This window comes from Kosmotoga olearia TBF 19.5.1 (assembly GCF_000023325.1).
GTDB lineage: Bacteria > Thermotogota > Thermotogae > Petrotogales > Kosmotogaceae > Kosmotoga > Kosmotoga olearia.
Map to the genome: position 1 here is coordinate 1,711,860 of NC_012785.1, position 18,268 is coordinate 1,730,127.

The 18,268-nt window shown below is 43.6% G+C and carries 17 protein-coding genes, 1 tRNA gene and 1 riboswitch; of the genes, 6 read left to right on the top strand and 12 right to left on the bottom strand.

Features of this window, described 5'->3' with window-relative positions:
- The first annotated feature begins 68 nt into the window (after window positions 1-68).
- Complete coding sequence (locus KOLE_RS08045) at window positions 69-1,136, top strand: alanine racemase (RefSeq protein ID WP_015868931.1); 1,068 nt, start codon at window positions 69-71, stop codon at window positions 1,134-1,136.
- 28 nt (window positions 1,137-1,164) lie between these two features.
- Here KOLE_RS08045 and KOLE_RS08050 read toward each other — a convergent pair whose 3' ends face one another.
- The gene (locus tag KOLE_RS08050) at window positions 1,165-1,599 is read right to left on the bottom strand and encodes a CBS domain-containing protein (protein WP_015868932.1); all 435 of its coding nucleotides are present in this window, start codon (window positions 1,597-1,599) and stop codon (window positions 1,165-1,167) included.
- Window positions 1,600-1,601: 2 nt separating this feature from the next.
- Window positions 1,602-2,885: an ArsB/NhaD family transporter gene (locus KOLE_RS08055; protein ID WP_015868933.1), complete on the bottom strand. Its 1,284-nt coding sequence runs from the start codon at window positions 2,883-2,885 to the stop codon at window positions 1,602-1,604.
- A 114-nt stretch (window positions 2,886-2,999) separates the two neighbouring features.
- Here KOLE_RS08055 and KOLE_RS08060 point away from each other — a divergent pair, with 114 nt between their 5' ends.
- A complete protein-coding gene (locus tag KOLE_RS08060; RefSeq protein WP_015868934.1) occupies window positions 3,000-4,388 on the top strand; it encodes a Do family serine endopeptidase in 1,389 nt (462 codons plus the stop codon).
- Window positions 4,389-4,512: 124 nt separating this feature from the next.
- Here the strand turns inward: KOLE_RS08060 and KOLE_RS08065 are convergent, their stop codons facing one another.
- The 10 genes from KOLE_RS08065 to frr form a co-directional block, all read right to left on the bottom strand.
- Window positions 4,513-5,292 carry an ABC transporter ATP-binding protein gene (locus KOLE_RS08065; RefSeq protein WP_015868935.1) on the bottom strand — a complete coding sequence of 260 codons (780 nt, stop codon included), beginning with the start codon at window positions 5,290-5,292 and terminating at the stop codon, window positions 4,513-4,515.
- Window positions 5,285-6,277, bottom strand: coding sequence for a FecCD family ABC transporter permease (locus tag KOLE_RS08070; RefSeq protein ID WP_041288720.1), 993 nt, complete (start codon window positions 6,275-6,277; stop codon window positions 5,285-5,287). Before KOLE_RS08070 ends, KOLE_RS08065 begins: the two co-directional genes overlap by 8 nt.
- 2 nt (window positions 6,278-6,279) lie before the next feature.
- On the bottom strand, window positions 6,280-7,173 hold the full coding sequence (locus KOLE_RS08075) for an ABC transporter substrate-binding protein (protein WP_015868937.1): 894 nt from the start codon (window positions 7,171-7,173) through the stop codon (window positions 6,280-6,282).
- A 55-nt stretch (window positions 7,174-7,228) separates the two neighbouring features.
- Window positions 7,229-7,394: riboswitch (cobalamin riboswitch) on the bottom strand.
- A gap of 6 nt (window positions 7,395-7,400) precedes the next feature.
- The gene (gene mutL, locus KOLE_RS08080) at window positions 7,401-9,209 is read right to left on the bottom strand and encodes a DNA mismatch repair endonuclease MutL (protein WP_015868938.1); all 1,809 of its coding nucleotides are present in this window, start codon (window positions 9,207-9,209) and stop codon (window positions 7,401-7,403) included.
- Window positions 9,206-9,961, bottom strand: coding sequence for a 23S rRNA (guanosine(2251)-2'-O)-methyltransferase RlmB (rlmB, locus tag KOLE_RS08085; RefSeq protein WP_237697523.1), 756 nt, complete (start codon window positions 9,959-9,961; stop codon window positions 9,206-9,208). The genes mutL and rlmB overlap by 4 nt, the downstream gene beginning before the upstream one ends.
- Entirely contained in the window at window positions 9,912-10,385 is a 474-nt protein-coding gene (locus KOLE_RS08090; protein WP_237697559.1) for a Mini-ribonuclease 3, read from the bottom strand. The genes rlmB and KOLE_RS08090 overlap by 50 nt, the downstream gene beginning before the upstream one ends.
- Window positions 10,342-12,963 carry an alanine--tRNA ligase gene (gene alaS, locus KOLE_RS08095; protein ID WP_015868941.1) on the bottom strand — a complete coding sequence of 874 codons (2,622 nt, stop codon included), beginning with the start codon at window positions 12,961-12,963 and terminating at the stop codon, window positions 10,342-10,344. The genes KOLE_RS08090 and alaS overlap by 44 nt, the downstream gene beginning before the upstream one ends.
- A gap of 18 nt (window positions 12,964-12,981) precedes the next feature.
- Complete coding sequence (locus KOLE_RS08100; protein WP_015868942.1) at window positions 12,982-13,836, bottom strand: phosphatidate cytidylyltransferase; 855 nt, start codon at window positions 13,834-13,836, stop codon at window positions 12,982-12,984.
- Window positions 13,826-14,521 carry an isoprenyl transferase gene (locus KOLE_RS08105; RefSeq protein WP_015868943.1) on the bottom strand — a complete coding sequence of 232 codons (696 nt, stop codon included), beginning with the start codon at window positions 14,519-14,521 and terminating at the stop codon, window positions 13,826-13,828. Before KOLE_RS08105 ends, KOLE_RS08100 begins: the two co-directional genes overlap by 11 nt.
- Window positions 14,522-14,526: 5 nt before the next feature.
- Entirely contained in the window at window positions 14,527-15,084 is a 558-nt protein-coding gene (gene frr, locus KOLE_RS08110) for a ribosome recycling factor (RefSeq protein ID WP_015868944.1), read from the bottom strand.
- Between the two features lie 173 nt (window positions 15,085-15,257).
- Between frr and yajC the strand changes: the two genes are divergently transcribed.
- The 4 genes from yajC (at window position 15,258) to KOLE_RS08130 (ending at window position 18,257) form a co-directional block, all read left to right on the top strand.
- Entirely contained in the window at window positions 15,258-15,629 is a 372-nt protein-coding gene (yajC, locus tag KOLE_RS08115) for a preprotein translocase subunit YajC (RefSeq protein ID WP_015868945.1), read from the top strand.
- Window positions 15,630-15,711: 82 nt separating this feature from the next.
- Window positions 15,712-17,217, top strand: coding sequence for a protein translocase subunit SecD (gene secD / locus KOLE_RS08120; RefSeq protein WP_015868946.1), 1,506 nt, complete (start codon window positions 15,712-15,714; stop codon window positions 17,215-17,217).
- Complete coding sequence (gene secF, locus KOLE_RS08125; RefSeq protein ID WP_015868947.1) at window positions 17,214-18,128, top strand: protein translocase subunit SecF; 915 nt, start codon at window positions 17,214-17,216, stop codon at window positions 18,126-18,128. The genes secD and secF overlap by 4 nt, the downstream gene beginning before the upstream one ends.
- A gap of 53 nt (window positions 18,129-18,181) precedes the next feature.
- Window positions 18,182-18,257 (top strand) — tRNA-Ala (locus KOLE_RS08130).
- Window positions 18,258-18,268 lie beyond the last annotated feature (11 nt).

Here is an 18,268-nt window from a genome sequence, read left to right on the forward strand (position 1 = left end):
TTCTCCTGTGTTGGTGCGAGGGTAGCTTTTTTACGAAATTGGTATAATCGTTAAGGAGGTTGATATTTATGGCATTTGTGGAGATTTATCCGAATAGAGTGAAAATGAATACTTCCTATTTGAGGAATTTATGTGCTGGTTACGGTGTTGAAGTTGTTGGTGTAACCAAGGTTACCTGTGGAGATGAAAAAATCGCATCCGCGATAGTTGAGGCTGGTGTGAAGACAATAGGTGAGTCCAGGATTGAGAATATCATCAGAATCAGAAATTCAGGTATGGATAACGCCAATTTTATGCTTTTACGTCCTCCTCAAAGGAGCAGAGTGTCTGCAGCCCTGGATGTTGCTGATGTCTTTCTGATATCGGATCTGGATATGCTGGGTTGCTTTATGGAAGCTCCCAATCTGAGAAAATACCATAGGATGATTTATATGATCGACACCGGTGACCTCCGGGAAGGTGTCTGGTATAAAGAAGCTATTCCGGAACTTGAAGAGGCTGTAAAAATCGCTGGTCGATATTTAGCTGGTATTGGAACGAATCTTGGCTGTTACGGTGGGGTACTGGCAACTCCTGAAAAATTTGAAATATTGCTGGACCTTGGTGAAAAACTTTACAAAAGGACCGGTGTAAAGTTGGAGATTTATTCTGCGGGCAATACAGCTTCGTTACCTCTTATTGAAAACAACACGTGCCCGGAAGGGATAAACCAGTTCAGATTGGGTGAATCGATCGTTTGCGGAACGGATGTTACCAACAACAGGGTGGTTCCAGGAACGAGGCAGGATACGTTCATACTCTACGGTGAGATCATAGAATTGAAAACAAAACCCTCGGTTCCGGAAGGTGAAATAGGCAGGGATGCTTTTGGAAGGATACCGGTTTTTGAAGACAAAGGGCCAAGATTGAGGGCCATTCTCGATATGGGTGAACTGGATGTTATTCCGTCAGGGCTTACACCGCTGGATTCGAAAATCTCAATATTGCATGCTTCCAGCGATCATCTTATAGTTGATTTGACGGAATCCAGTGTTGATTACAAAACAGGCGATATCATTGCCTTCAAAATGTCTTATGGTGCTTTACTAAGAGTGATGACCTCCAGATATATTGAAAAGGTTTATCGATGGGAATAATCCACTCGCTCATAGAGGTGCGAGTGGGTTATTTAACATCATAAAGTGCCTTGAGAATTTCCAGTGAGTTTAGGTCACCAAGTATATTGCCGTTTTTGTCAATGACGGGAATCTCCTGGACCTCATTTTCTATCATATACCTCAAAGCTTCATCCAGGGTGGTTTCTTCGGTAACCGTTATAGGATCGAACATGATATCTTTCGCTTTTTTACCCGTAATTATTTCTATTGTCTTGGCAAAAAGGCTTCCGGGTTGAATGATTCCGTAGAACTCATATCCGGATATTTTTAAGAGGTAAAGCACGGGTATCATTCCGACGATCTTTTCATTGTCATCGACTACATAGACCGTTCTCGCTAGAGGATGATCCAGGAGCGCTTTGACTATATCCTGTATAGCCGCATTCTCTTTAACAATAGGGGCGTCAAGGGTTATGGAATTGAAAATATCCTTTACCAGCATTCTCACATACCTCCCATCGAAAGTTGTACAAGCACATAGATGGTTCCCAGCCCTAGCGAGATCATTGTGGGTATTATGGAAAGTTTTAAATAATTCAGATATCCAAATTTCTTTCTTGTATGCTTCTCAACCAGGGCAGCTCCTACCATATTCGCTGCTGCACCCGTGAGTGTGGCATTTCCACCAAAACACGCTCCAATGGATAAAACCCACCAGATATCCGCTGGAAATCCGTGTGTAGCTATCAGAGATTTTACGATAGGTATCATGACGGTCACCGTAGGGACCGCACCTATTATAGCGCTCATGATAGCTGTGAGCCACAGCATGACCATGAATATGGTGAGAGGGTGATTATATAGGCCGGCAATGGAGGAGGATATCAGGTCGGTTATACCAACTTCCTGAAGCGCGGAGGCAACCATGAACAATCCCATAAAGAAAAAGATTGTATCCCATTCTATATCTCTTGACAGTTCACCAACGCTCTTTTGAGATAGCAACATAGAGATTGCCGCGCCTGTCAATGCGATGCTGGCCGTTTCATAATCAAGGGTTTCATGAAGTATGAAGCCAACGATGACAGCCACGAAGATTCCAAGGGATTTGTACAGCTCTTTTTGAGATTTGATTACCTTAGAAGCGTCCACAGCTGAAAGTTTTTTTAACTTTCGGGATAAACCCGAGTACTTTCTGAAGACGGTGAGATCCATGTACAAAAGAAGAATACCGAGAGTTACCAGAACAAGCGGCCCCAGATTAATGATAAAGTCGAGGAATCCATTTCCACTTGCTGAGCCTATCAGTATATTTGGTGGGTCACCGATAAGGGTAGCGGTGCCCCCGACATTTGCGGATATAACTCCCATGATTAAAAAAGAGACAGGAGAAACCCCCAGAGAATCAGCAACAAGAAAAAGGATGGGAGAAAAAAGGAGAATGGTGGTAACGTTGTCCAGGAAAGCGGAAAACACAGCTATCGTAACCATGAAAAAATAGAAAAGAAGTCGGATATTTCCTTTCGAAAGCCTCACAACGAGTATAGCAACGTACTCGAAAAAGCCTGTGGTTCGAAGTATAGCTATGATTATCATCATTCCAATGAGAAGACCGATGGTGTTGAAATCAATATACTGACCTACATCAGTTGTATTGAAGCTTTCAATTACCTTTGAAAGGATTATGATCATGCCCGCGGCAAAAGCTACGATGGAGCGTTTGAATTTTCCCTGAATAATTAAAAGATAAGTTACGACAAATACTACTGAGACGAAGATCTTTTCCAAGCGATCACCCCGAATAAGTATAACACTTTTGAACCATCAGAATAATCGCAAAGTCTCAAAAAATGAACCCAATTTTTTGCCACACAGTTGATGAAGAGGAGGGAGGTAGAAAATATGAAAAGACTTTTTGTTGTTTCTCTCGTGATCCTTCTTGCAACCCTGGGTCTGGCATATGTGAATCCAGATTATGAAAGTCCCATTGTGAAGGTTGTGGAAGTAGCAGCACCCGCAGTCGTAAAGATCGATGTGGTAACCACTCAGCGTTATAGTCCCTTCGATCCTTTCACTGATGAGTTTTTTAGAAAATTCTTCGGTGAGATTCCCTTTGGAGAGCGAAAAGCAGAAGCACTTGGTTCTGGATTCATATTTGATAAAGAGGGTTACATTCTTACCAACGAACATGTTGTCCATAACGCTGACAAGATAATGGTTACTTTGCTGGATGGTAGCAAATACCCGGCGAAGTATATCGGTGGGGATGAAGAACTCGATATCGCGGTTATCAAGATAGATCCTGACGGAAAGGATCTCCCTGTTCTTGAAATAGGCGATTCTGATAAGCTTCAGATAGGCGAATGGGCGATAGCTATTGGGAATCCTCTTGGATTCCAGCATACGGTGACGGTAGGTGTTGTGAGTGCGGTAGGAAGGCAGATCCCGAAACCGGAAGGAAATGGTTATTATTCCAATCTCATTCAAACGGACGCGGCGATTAATCCTGGAAACTCTGGTGGACCGCTTTTGAACATTCACGGTCAGGTTATCGGGATCAATACAGCCATCGTTTCTCCCCAGTATGGGACAACGCTTGGCTTTGCGATCCCGATCAATATGGCCATGAGGTTTGTGGATTCTATAATCAAAACAGGGACTGTTCAAAAAGCTTTCCTTGGCGTTTATGTCACAACGGTTACCGAAAGCACAGCTAAATCGCTGGGCCTAAAGGTTGATGAAGGTGCGTTGGTCACCGATGTTTTCAAGGATTCTCCTGCGGAAAAAGCCGGTATAAAACCTCAAGACGTCATTATAAAACTGAATGGCCTTGATATTCGCAGCTCTTCAGAGCTTGTAGCGGCGGTACACAACTATCCCGCGGGAGCCAGAGTTACGATAACGGTTGACAGGTTCGGCAAGAGGATCACTTTCGATGTTGTCCTTGGTTATCAGGATAACGCTTCCGGCGAATCGAATGCACAGTACTCAGATGACAAATTAGGATTGGTTTTGGGAAACCTGCTACCCGGGGACAGGGAAAGGCTTTCAATTCCGGAGGAGATCAATGGTGTAATTGTGCGTGATGTTAAAGCTAAAGCCTATGCAGCGCAGCTTGGAATCAAGAAGGACGATGTCATTATTCGAATCAGCATCAACGGTAAGCAGAAAGAAATATCCAGTCTGGAGGATTACGAAAAGGTAATAAAATCCCTTGAAAGAGGGGACTATGTAGCACTCTTCATATTGCATGAGGGTGTACGGTTTGTAGCTTCATTCAGATATTACTGATATCGATATAAACTGCATAAAAAAGCGCCGCGTCACCAGTAACGGTGTGCTCGCGGCGCTCCCCCCTTTTCCCCTGTTACGGGTACACAAGGGATTATAGCATAACCTTGCTTAAAGCCAAAAATCAATGGAAAATTACCAGAGGTTTTCCATTTATGGGATTTTTGATTATCTTCGACTTCACACCATAAACCTTTTCCAGAAGCTCTTCAGTAATCACTTCCTCAGGGTGGCCTTTTGAGATTATCTTTCCGTCTTTCAGAAACATAATCTCACTCGATACCTTTATAGCCTGGTTCACATCATGGGCAACCATTATCGCCGTCAGGTTGTTGGTTTTAATCAGATTCAGGGTAAGGTCCAGAAGCTTTTGTGAGTGACCGGGATCGAGGTGTGTGGTGAACTCGTCCAGGAGTAGGAGCTGACCTTCCTGTGCCAACGATTTTGCAATGATAACGCGTTGTTTTTCACCACCGCTGAGGGTGGAGCATCGTCTTTCCCTGAATTCGTAAACCTCTGTGCTTTTCATCGAAGCTTCTATTATTTCATAATCTCTTTTGTTGAGTCCTCGAAAAAGCGAAAGATGGGGATTCCTTCCAAAGGAGACTATTGTGAAGTTCTTCAGGTCAAAAACAGGTGAAAACTCCTGTGGAATATAAGAAGCGATCATTGCTAGATGTTTTATGGAATATTCTTTTACTTCTTTATCGAGGATCTTTACGCTTCCGCTGTAATCTCTCAAGATACCAACTATTATCTTCAACAACGTGGATTTTCCACTTCCGTTAGGTCCAAGGATACTTAAAACCTTGCCTTTTTCAACGGAAAAACTTATGTTTTTGAGGACCTCTTCGTTCGTGTAACGGTAAGTGAGTCCTTCGACTCTTACGAAAAAGTCACTCACGGGAAATCGCCTCTCTGCGACGCATCAGATAGATAAAGATTGGAGCTCCCACGAGAGCTGTTACGGCTCCTATCGGGAGTTCTGTAGGTTGGAAAAAGGTTCTTGCGAAACTGTCACAGGCGATGAGAAAGATTCCACCTATGGCAACGTTTGAAAAGAGGCTGAATCTGCTGTCAACGCCAAAGATGAGACGAGTTATATGAGGAATAATAAGCCCGACAAAGCCTATCAATCCCGCTGTAGCTACGGAAATCGCCGAAACCAGTGCTACGGTAAAGAAAACAGTCACCTTTATTTTTTCCGGATTGATTCCAAGGGTTATGGCGTGTTCTTCCCCCATCGCGATTATCAGCATCCTCTGCCTTAAAAAGAAGAAGATGATTACCTCTGCAATTACAACGGGCAGTAGTTTCAGAGCATCGTCCCATGTCACGCCCGAAAGAGAGCCAAGCGACCAGAAATGTAGGCTCAAAACGTTCTTCCACGCAAAAACCACAAGAAAAGTGACCGCTGCATTGAAAAGAAAAGAGATTATCACACCGCTTAAAATCAAAGAGGTTACCGGCACCCTTCCTCCCCTCTTTGCGAGATAATAAACGAGGAAGGCGGAGACAAGGGCGAAAATAAAGGAAAGAACCTCCATACTTATGAAGATACCGGCACTCTCTTTAAGAACAAGGCTCAATACTGCACCAAAAGAAGCTCCCGCCGATATCCCTATGATATAGGGATCGGCGAGAGGGTTCATTAAAGTTAACTGAAGGCCATCTCCAGCAACGGCCAATCCGGCACCTATCAGCAGTCCTACAATTACTCTTGGCAATCGGAGATTCATGTAGAGATGCGCTTTGGGTCCTAGAAGTTTTCCGCTAATTATTTTGAGTACTTCAAACAATGAGTACCTGACGGTACCAAGGCTGGAGAGCCATATTATTAGAAATAAAGAGCTAAAAAGAATCAAAAGGAATAAAACGAATCGTTTCACATTTATTCACCGTAGAAAAGCTGGTACAGTCGCTCCAGCAGGATTATGATATCTGGATTTGCGTAAGACATGAGGTTCCCGTCTATGGGATAGACTCTCTTATTTTTAACAGCCGGAACCGAAGCGAAAGGTTTATAATTCAGGATTTTGTTTACGGCTTCTTGCTGACCTCCTTCGTAATAATACGGAACGAGTATTACATCCGGAGATGTTTTGAGAACGAATTCCGGACTGACCGGGAACCAGCCGTTATTTCCGGTGTATGGAGCGGCAACGTTGACACCGCCGGCGTAAGCAATTATCTGGTTCAAATAAGAACCCGTTCCACAGGTCCAGATTTCGTTGATTTCCGAGGAGATCATGGCGAGAAAAACCTTTGGCCTTTCCTCCTGAGGAACGGAATAGGTTTTCTTGGCTATCTGAAGTACCCTGTTTCTGAAATCAGCAGCAATGTTTCTTCCCTTATCGTTTATCCCGAATATTGAGGCTATGAGAACGATATCGCGGTAGATATCTTCAATGGAATTTGCGTTTATCACAACAGCGGTAACCTCTATATTCTCGAGTTTTTTCACTTCCGGTTCCTGAAAGCCGCCCGTAAGAAATACGATGTCAGGTTCTAAAAGGAGTATCTTTTCCAGATTTAAAGGCACCAGGTTTCCGATCTTCTCAACGTTGCTTTCAAATGCGTAAGGATCCCAATCGGTAACGCCAACTATTTTGTCTTCCAATCCCAGGGTTTTCAAGAAGCCTGTAACAGCTGGAGCGGCAACTATAACTCTTGATGGTGCCTTAGATATCTCCACCATTCTGCCAAGATCATCAACGATGACCAGGGACAGTCCCATAGCAGCGAGAATAGTAACAAAAAAGAGTGAAAACAAAACCTTTTTCACGAAAAACACCTCCATAGGAACGAATTTTCACCATCCCTTTAGCCTCGAAGGGATGGCGAACCTTAAACGTCGGGGAGGTCTCCTGGCTCGTGGATCATCCTACTCTCCGCGCCTTCCCAGCTTTCGCCAGTGGCATAATTGCGGATTTTGTCCCCACTCACAGTGGCGGGCCCGCACCGGATTTTCACCGGTTTCCCTGATCCCGACGTTGTTGTCCGGTTATGCGTTTACCTTGAGAAGTGTCTGTCCAGATCTTTAAATCGGATCAACATCGATACCGGCCTTCCGTGTGGACAGAACAGTATCTCTTCTTCCAGTAACTTTTCTAAAAGTTCTTTAGCTTCACTCTCGCTCAAACGATCACCGGTTTTTATCGCTGATTTGCACGCAAGCGTTGACAAAAGATGGTCGAAAATCTTCTCGGGTTCCTCGAGTCCTTCCAGCCTTAGCTCGTCTAAGACTTCGTTCAATGCGTTAACGGCAACACTTTCCGAAAGTATTGAAGGAATACCCGTCAAAAAGATTCTATCACCTTCGAAGGAAATTTGAAATCCCAGTTTTTCAACATCATTTTTCTTTTCTCTTAAAAGGGACTTCCTTGAATCCTCAAGGGTTAACCTGATGGGCGAAAGTAATTTCTGACTTTGTATCTTTGCAGCTTTCTTTAATTTTTCATAAATGAGCCTTTCATGTGCAGCGTGCTGGTCGACTATCAGTAGACCATCTTTTGTTTCGGCGAGGATATAACGCTCGCCGAATACTCCGAATAATCTTGGTTCACCCGTTTCTTTTGCTTCTGTTTTTTCGAAGCGTCTGGAAGCAGTTCTTTCGATATTCAACAGCAACTCATTATCTGGTTGGTAGTGTAGAGGTACTTTTCTTTTCTCAAAATGATCGCGCTGTTCCCAGTGTGTTTCTCTCAAATGTGTTCCGTATCCCCGGGCTTTTTCTGGGTTGTCAGACTCTTGTTTTTTAGTGTCCTGTTGTATTCCGGAGTAGTTGGTTGAACTACCTGGGAACGGTCTTTTCTCTATGCGAAGGATTGATGTTCCGGACGTTCGCAAAGTATTTCTGACGGCTCTTTTGATTGCGTCAAAGACAAGGGAAGGGTTGGAGAAACGAACCTCGAGTTTTTGAGGGTGGATGTTTACGTCTATCATTTCCGGATTTACCGAAATGAACAGAATAGCGAAGGGGAAACGCCCTTTTTCAAGTGATTCTCCGTAGCCTTTTTCTATGGCGTAATTTAGCTCCGGTTGCCTAACATAACGCCCGTTGACAAACACCATCTCACCGAGTCTGTTGAACCGGGTTCTTTCTGGGAAAGTGATGTAGCCTGTTATTGAGATCCCGCTGGTTTCTTCTTTAACCTCCAGCAAGTCGGTTGTAGAGAGTTCTGGAAAAACTACAGGTATTCTTTCAAGAATTCTTTCTGCAGGGGTGAGATCGTAAATAAGTTCACCGTCGCGAATGTATTTGAATCCGGCGTCCGGGATAGCCAGAATGAACCTTTGCACGATCTCTGTAACCATTCTTCCTTCAACTCTTTGAGATTTCAGGAATTTTCTTCTGGCAGGTGTATTGAAAAGCAGGTCATAAACCTCAACGGTTGTCCCTTTTGGTCCGATATATGACTTTTCCCTGACGATTTTCCCGCCAGAGATTTCGATAGTCAACCCTAAATCAGCGTTATCAGGCATCGATGAAATACGCATTCTTGAAACGCTGGAGATGGTTGAGAGCGCTTCGCCACGAAATCCGTATGTCAGAATTCTTTCCAGATCTTCTATGCACTGAATTTTGCTTGTGGTGTGTGGCTTTATAGCCATTTTGAGTTCCTCGGGCAGCATGCCAATACCGTTATCCGAAACCCTTATATATTCTTTTCCCCCAGCTTTGATCTCTACTTCCACTGTTGTAGCTTCTGCGTCGAGAGCGTTTTCCACAAGCTCCTTTACCACTGAGAAACAACCGGTAACAACCTCACCTGCCGCGATCTTCAAAATCACTTCCTGAGGTAATTCATGTATTTTCATGGATTCACACCTTCTCTCAAAGCCCATTGCCTTCGATACTCGAAAAGCATTATTGCTGCTGAAGCGGCAACATTCAGCGAGTCGATACCCTCACACATTGGGATAGAAACGAGGTAATCACTTTTCTTTTTAACCAGGTGTCTTATCCCTTTGCCTTCGTTACCAAAGATCAAAGCGGCTTTGTCAGTGAAACTCACCGAGTAGTAAGGCTCTCCTTCCATTGTAGCAGCATAAGTCCAAAATCCCTCTTCCTTTAAGGTTTCAATTGTTCGCGCCATGTTGACCACGCGAACGATAGGAATCCTGAAAACCAGGCCTGTGGAAACTTTTACCACAGCCGGTGTTACCTCTACCGACGCCTTTTCCGTTATGATTACGCCATCGGCACCGGCGGCTACAGAACTTCGAATTATCGCTCCAAGATTGTGAGGGTCTTGAATTCTATCCAGAAGAACCAGTAAGGAGCGCTTTTTTTCCATAATTTTATCTAGAAGTGTTTCTAAAGAGGTGTAAGGGAATTCTTTGAGGTTTATCACAACGCCCTGATGTTTCTTTTCGCGGGAGAGGTTGAAGAGTTTTTCAGGAGGGACGACTTCCATTCTGTAACCTTTTTTAGCTGTATGTTCTTTCAACTCCTCGAGCTCCCTGTCAACATTTTTCTGATCCGTAAAGAGGACCTTTTTTATTTTCAGTTTTTTTGGTTCAAGTTTTAGAATCTCTCTCAGCACATTTCTTCCATGAAGATACATCATTTTCCACCTTTTCCAGAAGTTCCTCCAGACGACGATACCGGCCTTTCAAAAAGAGATACCCAACGAGGGCTTCCAGGGCGGTAGCACATTTATAGTTTTCGTCATCACCGCGTTTTCTCGCACCGCGAGAATTATATCCTCTGCGAACAATTATTCTCTCTTCTTCTGAAAGAAATTTCTCTATAACTTCGAGTGCTTTTCTCTGGCCTTTTGCTTCGACGTAGAGAAGCGTGAGATTGTGTTGATATCCTGTTCTTCTTTTTGCCGACCGGAGGGTTTTTATACGGAAATACAGGCTATAAACAGCATCTCCTACGAAAGACAGGGAATCTATCGATAATTCTTCCGGTACTATATCGGTTCTAAAAAAATTTTCGAAATCAGACAAAGAACTTTTCAAGATTCTTGATGACCCATTCGACACGTTCAATCTTTTTTCCTCCAGCCTGTGCAAAATCGGGTCTTCCGCCGCCGCCACCGCCAAGTTCTGTGGCGATTTTTCTTGCAAGATCTCCAGCTCTGTATTTCTGTTGGAGTTCTTTACTGACTTTTACAACAAAAACAACCTTTCCGGATTCCGGCATTCTATTGAACAGGATGACCACACCTTTACCGAGTTTTTGCATAAGAACATCGGCGGTATTTCTCACAACATCCATCGAGGTGTTTTCTACAACTCTTGCAAGTACCTGAGCATCATCGAGTGTGAGTTTTCGTTCCAGTGAAGAAGCACCTTCACCGGATAGAAGTTTTTCCTTTAATCTTTTCAATTCCTTTGCCTGGTCTTTTAATTTTCCGTTCAGGTTGATGATTTTCTCCACAAAGGCTTCCTGTGGAACTTCGAGAACGGCTCTAAGCTCTTCAACCAGATTCATAAGTTCGGTCATTTTCTCTAACGATTTCAGTCCGGTTATGGCTTCAATCCTTCTAACACCGGCGGAAACGGAAGACTCTGAAACAATCTTAAACAGGCCAATTTCGCCGGTGTTTTTCACGTGGGTTCCGCCACAGAGTTCCTTGCTAAAATCTCCTATGGATACGACACGGACGCGGTCACCATATTTTTCTTGAAAAAGGGCGACGACATCCTCATTTTTAACCTCTTCGAAGCTCTTCTCTGCAACATCGACGGGAATAGCTTCCAGTATCTTTCTATTTACGAGTTCTTCGATTTTTTGGATTTCCTCTTTATCAAGGGCGGTATAGTGGGAAAAGTCGAATCTCAATCTTTCCGCTTCAACAAGGGATCCAGCTTGTTTAACATGTTCACCCAGTATTTTTCTCAAAGCGGCGTGTAGCAGGTGGGTGGCGGTATGATTGCGAGCCGTAGATCTTCGGTTCTCTTTGTCCACAATTAGTGTGGCAAGATCTCCTGATTTTATCTTTCCGCTTTTTACCAGAACCCGGTGAACGATCAGATCCTGAAATGGAATAAATACGTGCTCAACCTCTGCAAAGCCTTCAGCGGTTTTTATGATGCCTCTGTCGGCAACCTGCCCGCCTTTTTCTGGATAGAAAGGAGTGATATCAAATATCAATTCACCCTTCTCGCCTTTGGAGAGTTCTTCGGTAATTTTCTCGTCTTTGAGTATATGCGCGATCTTCGTTTTTACAGTGAGCTTTTCATAACCGACGAATTTCGTTCCGCCAATGATTTCGTAGGCTTTTCGGTAGCGGGAAGAATCCTTTTCGTACTCCACATTACCGGCAGCTTTTCTTGCCCTTTCTCTCTGCTGTTCCATGAGAGCTTTAAAGCCCTCTTTATCCAGAGGGAGATTCTTCTCAGCTACAATCTCCTCTACCAGTTCGAGGTGGAATCCGTAGGTATCGTGAAGCAAGAAAAGATCTTCCCCGTCCAGGCGGTTTTTCTTTTCCACGATTTGCCATAGGCGTTTTGTCCCGCTTTCAAACGTGGTGAGAAAACGTTCCTCCTCTTTCAGGGTTATCTCTTCAACAAGAGAGAGTTTTTCTTTTATCTCCGGATACACATCTCCAAGCGTCACGACAACCACTTCTGGTATTTTATACAAGAAGGGTTTGGAGCTACCAAGTAACGACCCGTGTCTTATAGCTCTTCTCATTATTCTTCTGAGAACGTAGCCTCTGCCTTCGTTTGAGGGGAGAACGCCATCGGTTATGAGAAAGGTTATTGCTCTGGAATGGTCGGCGATGACGCGAATAGAAACATCGCTTTTGTCTGAAACACCGTATTTTACATTGAGCAATCCTTCTATTCTTTCCACTATCGGTTTGAACATGTCTGTTTCGAAGTTCGAACTGACTCCCTGCATGATTGCAGCCATCCGTTCCAGTCCCAGGCCGGTGTCTATGTTCTTTTTCTTCAAACGGGTCAGATTACCGTCTCCGTCCATGTTGTATTCAGTAAAGACCAGATTCCAGAATTCTAGGAATCTACCACAATCACACGCCGGAGAACAGTTTTCAACATCCGGGCAGTCCTTCGTTCTTCCGGTATCCACAAATATTTCTGAAGACGGGCCGCATGGACCGGTTGGGCCAGCAGGGCCCCACCAGTTGTCATCTTTTCCGAGGCGAACGATCCTCTTTTCGGAGATTCCCACGTTATTACGCCATATCTCGTAGGCTTCGTCGTCGTCGTGGTACACGGAGACCCAGAGTTTGTCCTCCGGGATTTTGAGAACCTCGGTTATATATTCCCAGGCCCATTCTATTGCTTCTTTTTTGAAATAATCACCAAATGAGAAGTTCCCAAGCATTTCAAAGAACGTGTGGTGTCTGGGTGTTCGTCCCACGTTATCTATATCCACTGTTCTGACGCATTTCTGGCAGGTGGCAACCCGGGGATAGGTGGGTTCGATTTTTCCCCAGAATATCGGTTTGAACGGAACCATACCAGCTACAGTGAACATCAGTTGGGGATCATTGGGTATTAGAGAAGCACTTGGAAGAATCGTGTGCTTTTTTGACTCAAAAAATTTCAGGAAGCTTTCCCTTATTTCGTGACCGGTCATATATCTCATAAAACTTTCTTTCCCTCCTCAACTGAATAATATCAAGAAAATGTAAAACATGGGCACCACAAACAGCAAACCATCTATTCTATCGAGCATTCCACCGTGCCCGGGAAGAATGCTGCCAGAATCTTTAACATTATGATACCTCTTAAATGATGATTCCACAATATCGCCCACCGTGCCGAAGAAAGCTACAACGGCGGAAAGTATCAATGAATTGACTGCGCTGAGAGTAAAAATCTCTCCAGATAGGAGTATTTCCCTGGCGGTTTCGTATATAAGAAAGAACAAGAATGTGGTTACAAACCCTCCTATTACCCCTTCAAGGCTTTTCTTGGGGCTGTAAGAAGGTGATATTCTTATCCTGCCAAATCTCATTCCGATAAAGTACGCTCCCGCATCATATACCCAGACTGATACCAGCGTAAGCAACGCTAAACTTGCCCCGAATTTTAGATATATGGGGAAGAAAAAAGATAGATTCATTGCTACATAAAAAAGGGAAAAAATACCATTTACGACAAAATCCTTAGCTTTTTTTGGGTCCTTTATCGAAAAGATAACGATGGAGGAAATGGCTATCATGATAATTAAAAAAACAAGTTCAGGTCTTTTGGCGTTGTCGTTGGAATAGACAAATTTTTCCAGAGCAAGCCCATAAAACATCGTACTGAGAACCACAAGGGTGTTTACCAGCAACCTTACAATGGTGTGCCCGTGCCCTTTAAGACTGAAGGTTAAATACTCATAAGAGGCAAAGAAGACAACAGTCGCTACCAATCCCACCAGAGATTTGTAACTCACAAAACACAGTACAACAAATGGGCTAATGGTCAATGCAGTTAATATTCTTGTGAAAACATCCGATTTACTCTTCATCCTTTATCACCGCACCAAATTTTCTCTTTCTTCTGGAATAATCTTCAATCGCCTGTAAAAAATCATCTTTCGTAAACTCAGGCCAGAGCTTTTCACAGAAATACAGCTCTGAATAAGCACTTTCCCACATTAGAAAATTACTTAGCCTTTTTTCTCCGGAAGTTCTGATTATTAGATCCGGCTCCGGCATTTCGGGGAGATAAAGGTAACGTTCAAAGATATGTTCATCTACTTTTTTGAGCTTGGCAGCGAGGATTTTGTTTACAGCGTCTATGATCTCAGCACGTCCTCCATAGTTTAAGGCAATGATCAAATTCAGGCGGTCGTTTTTTGCGGTTTTCTGTTCTATATTCTCACAAAATCTGCGTATATTTCCTGGCAGTTGTTGAATTCGCCCGAGAAATTTCAGTTTTATACCTTCGTTAATGATCTCGTTCAAGCGGTTGTTGATGTAACGAACGAGCAAATTGAAAAGAAATTCAACCTCCTCTTTCGGGCGTTTCCAGTTTTCCGTGGAGAAAGCGTACAGAGTAAGATAACGAATCCCGAGTTCCGCTGCCCATCGGGCAACACTGTCTGCGACCTCAGCACCTTTTTTATGCCCTTCCGTTCTCCGTAATCCTCTTTGTTTGGCCCAGCGACCGTTGCCATCCATTATGATAGCAATATGAGTAGGTATCTTCATCTGCTTTAAAACTCCATGATTTCCTTTTTCTTTTTCTCAAAAAGCTTATCCATTTCTTCAACGTATTTGTCGGTCAACTTTTGGAGCTCTTCCTCAAATCTTCGAAGATCGTCTTCTGTCATTTCCTTGTTCTTTTCCATTTCTTTAGCTTCCTTTAGAACGTCACGCCTGATGTTCCTGACCGCTATTTTTCCCTTTTCAGCGATCTCTTTGCTCAGTTTTACCCATTTTTCCCTCTGTTCAGTTGTCGGAATGGGGAAATTCAGTCGCACAACGTTACCATCGTTGATGGGGGTCAATCCCAGATTAGAGGCCAATATAGCTTTTTCAATATGGGAGAGCATGTTCTTTTCCCACGGCCTGATGATTAAAGACCTATCCTCACTAACATTTATCGTTGCTAACTGATTAATGGGGGTAGGAACGCCATAATAATCCACCTTGATTTCCTCGAGGATTGCAGGCGAAGGTCTTCCGGTTCTCATATGGCTGAACTCTTCAGAGATTTTTTCTGTGCTTTTTTTCATGCGCTCTTCAGCATCTTTCAGAAGCATATTTTTCATTATTTATTCCTCCTTTCATGTTGTTGAATATTCAACCCAAATTATATCACAGCTTTAGTGGCAACAATGCTGATTTCAATTTGGCAGACGATAAGCTGTATTGAATTGGTAAGATTCTTCTGGTAAAATGTTCACGATGTTCTAACAGAATGAACAGAATGGGAGGTAAGAAAATGTTCCCTATTTTGGGTTTTGTTGCCTATGGTCCCGCTGCTCCTGAGACCACATCGCCAGTTCCGACTGGTGCCACAGGTGGATTTGCCGGTATAATTGTGTGGCTGGTAATAATGATTGGTTTGTTTTATTTCATGATTATCCTTCCACAAAAGCGTAGGGACAAGAAATTTAAGGAACTGATGTCCAAATTGAAGGTTGGAGACAGGGTAATCACCGTTGGTGGAATCATCGGAAAAGTTACAAACATCAAGGAAAATACCGTAAGGATAAAAACTGGCAATGGTTCAGAGATAGACATTGCCAGAAGGTCCGTGACGGCTATTCTCGGGAAAGGAACCCCAACGGACATAGATCCTGGAATTCAGTAAGAAAGCAGGAGTAAGGGTTCATAAAAAAGTATTTCTGATATTTCGAAAGGGGGTGCTCTGTCCGACTATCGGACAAAACAATATGAGAGCAAACCAAAAACGTCTCATTGTTGTTGTAATTGTTATTGTTCTCGCGCTTCTTCCCCTGGTTATACCTCGTGGAGAAACGGCTGGAGGTTCTTTTTTGTCGCTAATTACTTCCAACATTCGATTGGGTCTTGACATCAAAGGTGGAGCCCTGCTTGAGTATGCTCTGGTAACTGACACTCCTAAAGAAGAGCAAAGCACAATAGCCGATAGAGTTGTGGAAGTGCTTAGAAAGAGGCTTGATGCTGCCGGGTTCACTGAAGCGACCGTTGAGAAGGTTGTTGCAAGTATTAGCTTTGGCGAAGAGGTGCCTTCTGTTAGGGTGCGTGTGCAGATACCAGGGATAACCGATATCGAAAAAGCCGAAAAACTCGTTGGGCAAACGGGTAAATTGTACTTTGCTGATGTTCTTGCCATCGAGACGTCAGATGCAACACCAGGTATGCCTTCTGGAATGGCTTATGAGATAAGCAAACTCAAACTTCAAGGAGTCGAGCCTTTCTGGACCAAAAGCTTTCATTATGGAAAGATCGAAAACGGTGTTGAAAACAGGATATGGTATTATATAAGTCCTAAAATAAACATCGGTGGAAGATATGTAGAGCTCGATGGAAGTACCATTACTGATGCGAAGGCACTGGTAAATCCGAGACCACAACCCGGTCAAGGTAAGTTCATGGTTTCTCTGGAGTTCAATAGAGACGGTAGAGATACCTTCAGAGATATCACAGCTTCCAAATCGGGACTTCCCGAGAACGATATAAAGAAAAGACTGGCGATTGTTCTAGATGATAAAGTTATCATTGCGCCGATCGTCTCTTCAACGATTTCCGATGGAAAGGCAGTTATTGAAGGACTTCAAACGATCGATGAAGCCAGGGAGATCGCCATACTTGTCAGCAGTGGAAACCTGCCAGTTGAGCTTAAACCTTTCAACAAAAGGGTACTTTCTCCTACTCTGGGTAAGGACATAATAACATCAGCCCTCTGGGCCGGGCTTGCTGGCCTGGTTATCATTATGATTTACATGGTGCTTGTCTATGGCTTGATGGGACTCGTTGCTGATGTTGCTTTGCTTTATAACTCGCTCCTTCTCTTCGGAATGCTTGCGTTGACCGGATCGATCCTGACGCTTCCTGGTATTGCGGGTATCATCCTTACAATAGGTATGACCGTGGATGGAAACATTCTCATATTTGAGAGAATCAAAGAAGAACTCAGAGTTGGAAAAACACCTGAAAATGCTGTTGATAGTGCTTTCAACAAGGTGTTCTGGACGATATTTGATGCGAATCTGACCACAATTCTTGCCGGTCTCGTGCTTCTTTACTTTGGAACGGGAACAGTTAAGGGATTTGCTGTAACGCTCATAATTGGAGTTTTAGGCGCAATGTTTACTAACCTGGTTGCCTCCAGAACAATGCTCGTTGGAATGGCCGGAAGCATCAATGCTGCACGCTACGTAAAGGCTACCGGCGGTGAAGGGAGCGATAAAAGATGAGATACAACTTTGATTTTGTTGGTAAAAGAAAGGGATTCCTTACTCTATCATTGGTGCTTGTAGCATTGACGCTCGTCATGGTGTTCACTAAGGGTTTTAACCTCGGCGTGGATTTCACCGGCGGTATAGAGATCAGCGTTACAGTTTCAGATTTAGAAATGTCTGTCGGCGAGATGAGAGGACTTTTGAGTTCCGTGAATCCCATCTTTGAATCTGCTCGAATCATCAAGCAGAAGCCGTTAACTCAAGAAGGTAGTTCTGATCAGCTTGCCAGGTTCTCTATTGTTGTCAATTCGGAAAATGAGCAGGGGCTCAAAGAGGATATCATTAAAGCGCTTACTTCAAAGGGAGTAAAAAGCAGCAATATTCTTTCGGTAAACAGAATCTCAGGGTTCGCTGCTCAGGAGATCAAAGGGTATGCATGGACAGCGGTTATCGTTGCTGTTGCTCTTATATTGCTTTACATAACAATACGTTTCAGGTTCTCTTTTGGTATTGGTGCAATTATCGCTCTTGTTCACGATATACTCATAACACTCGGTTTCTATAGTATCTTTGGCATAGAAATAAACGCACCTGTGGTTGCCGCACTTCTAACGTTGCTGGGGTATTCTCTTAATGATACTATTGTTGTATATGACAGGGTCAGGGAAAATCTCCGTAAGCTTAGAGGGAAAAGCATAGAGGAAATCGTCAACAGGAGCATCAACGAGGTTATCGTTAGATCTTTGAATACGTCTTTGACAACGTTCACAGCCGTTCTGATGCTCTTTATATTTTCTGGAGAAGTTCTTAGACCCTTTGCCTTTGGAATCATGGTAGGTGTTGTAGTCGGTACATATTCTTCGTTGCACATAGCGGCACCGGTTGTCATTACCTGGCTCGGACGCTCGAAAGTAAAGATAAAATAAGGGTAAAGGCTATTGAAATTATAATTGGTGTAGTGTATAATCTTTGACGAAGTGGGGTCGTAGCGCAGCTGGGAGCGCGTCACAATGGCATTGTGAAGGCCGAGGGTTCGAATCCCTTCGACTCCACCAGCGGGGAACCT

Bases quoted from the DNA above. Each gene is read 5' to 3' on its own strand.
- KOLE_RS08100 (WP_015868942.1), bottom strand. From the start codon at position 13,836: ATGAAGAGTAAATCGGATGTTTTCACAAGAATATTAACTGCATTGACC.
- KOLE_RS08045 (WP_015868931.1), top strand. From the start codon at position 69: ATGGCATTTGTGGAGATTTATCCGAATAGAGTGAAAATGAATACTTCC.
- KOLE_RS08105 (WP_015868943.1), bottom strand. From the start codon at position 14,521: ATGAAGATACCTACTCATATTGCTATCATAATGGATGGCAACGGTCGC.
- secF (WP_015868947.1), top strand. From the start codon at position 17,214: ATGAGATACAACTTTGATTTTGTTGGTAAAAGAAAGGGATTCCTTACT.
- frr (WP_015868944.1), bottom strand. From the start codon at position 15,084: ATGAAAAATATGCTTCTGAAAGATGCTGAAGAGCGCATGAAAAAAAGC.
- mutL (WP_015868938.1), bottom strand. From the start codon at position 9,209: ATGAAAATACATGAATTACCTCAGGAAGTGATTTTGAAGATCGCGGCA.
- alaS (WP_015868941.1), bottom strand. From the start codon at position 12,963: ATGAGATATATGACCGGTCACGAAATAAGGGAAAGCTTCCTGAAATTT.
- secD (WP_015868946.1), top strand. From the start codon at position 15,712: ATGAGAGCAAACCAAAAACGTCTCATTGTTGTTGTAATTGTTATTGTT.
- KOLE_RS08050 (WP_015868932.1), bottom strand. From the start codon at position 1,599: ATGCTGGTAAAGGATATTTTCAATTCCATAACCCTTGACGCCCCTATT.
- KOLE_RS08060 (WP_015868934.1), top strand. From the start codon at position 3,000: ATGAAAAGACTTTTTGTTGTTTCTCTCGTGATCCTTCTTGCAACCCTG.
- yajC (WP_015868945.1), top strand. From the start codon at position 15,258: ATGTTCCCTATTTTGGGTTTTGTTGCCTATGGTCCCGCTGCTCCTGAG.
- rlmB (WP_237697523.1), bottom strand. From the start codon at position 9,961: ATGATGTATCTTCATGGAAGAAATGTGCTGAGAGAGATTCTAAAACTT.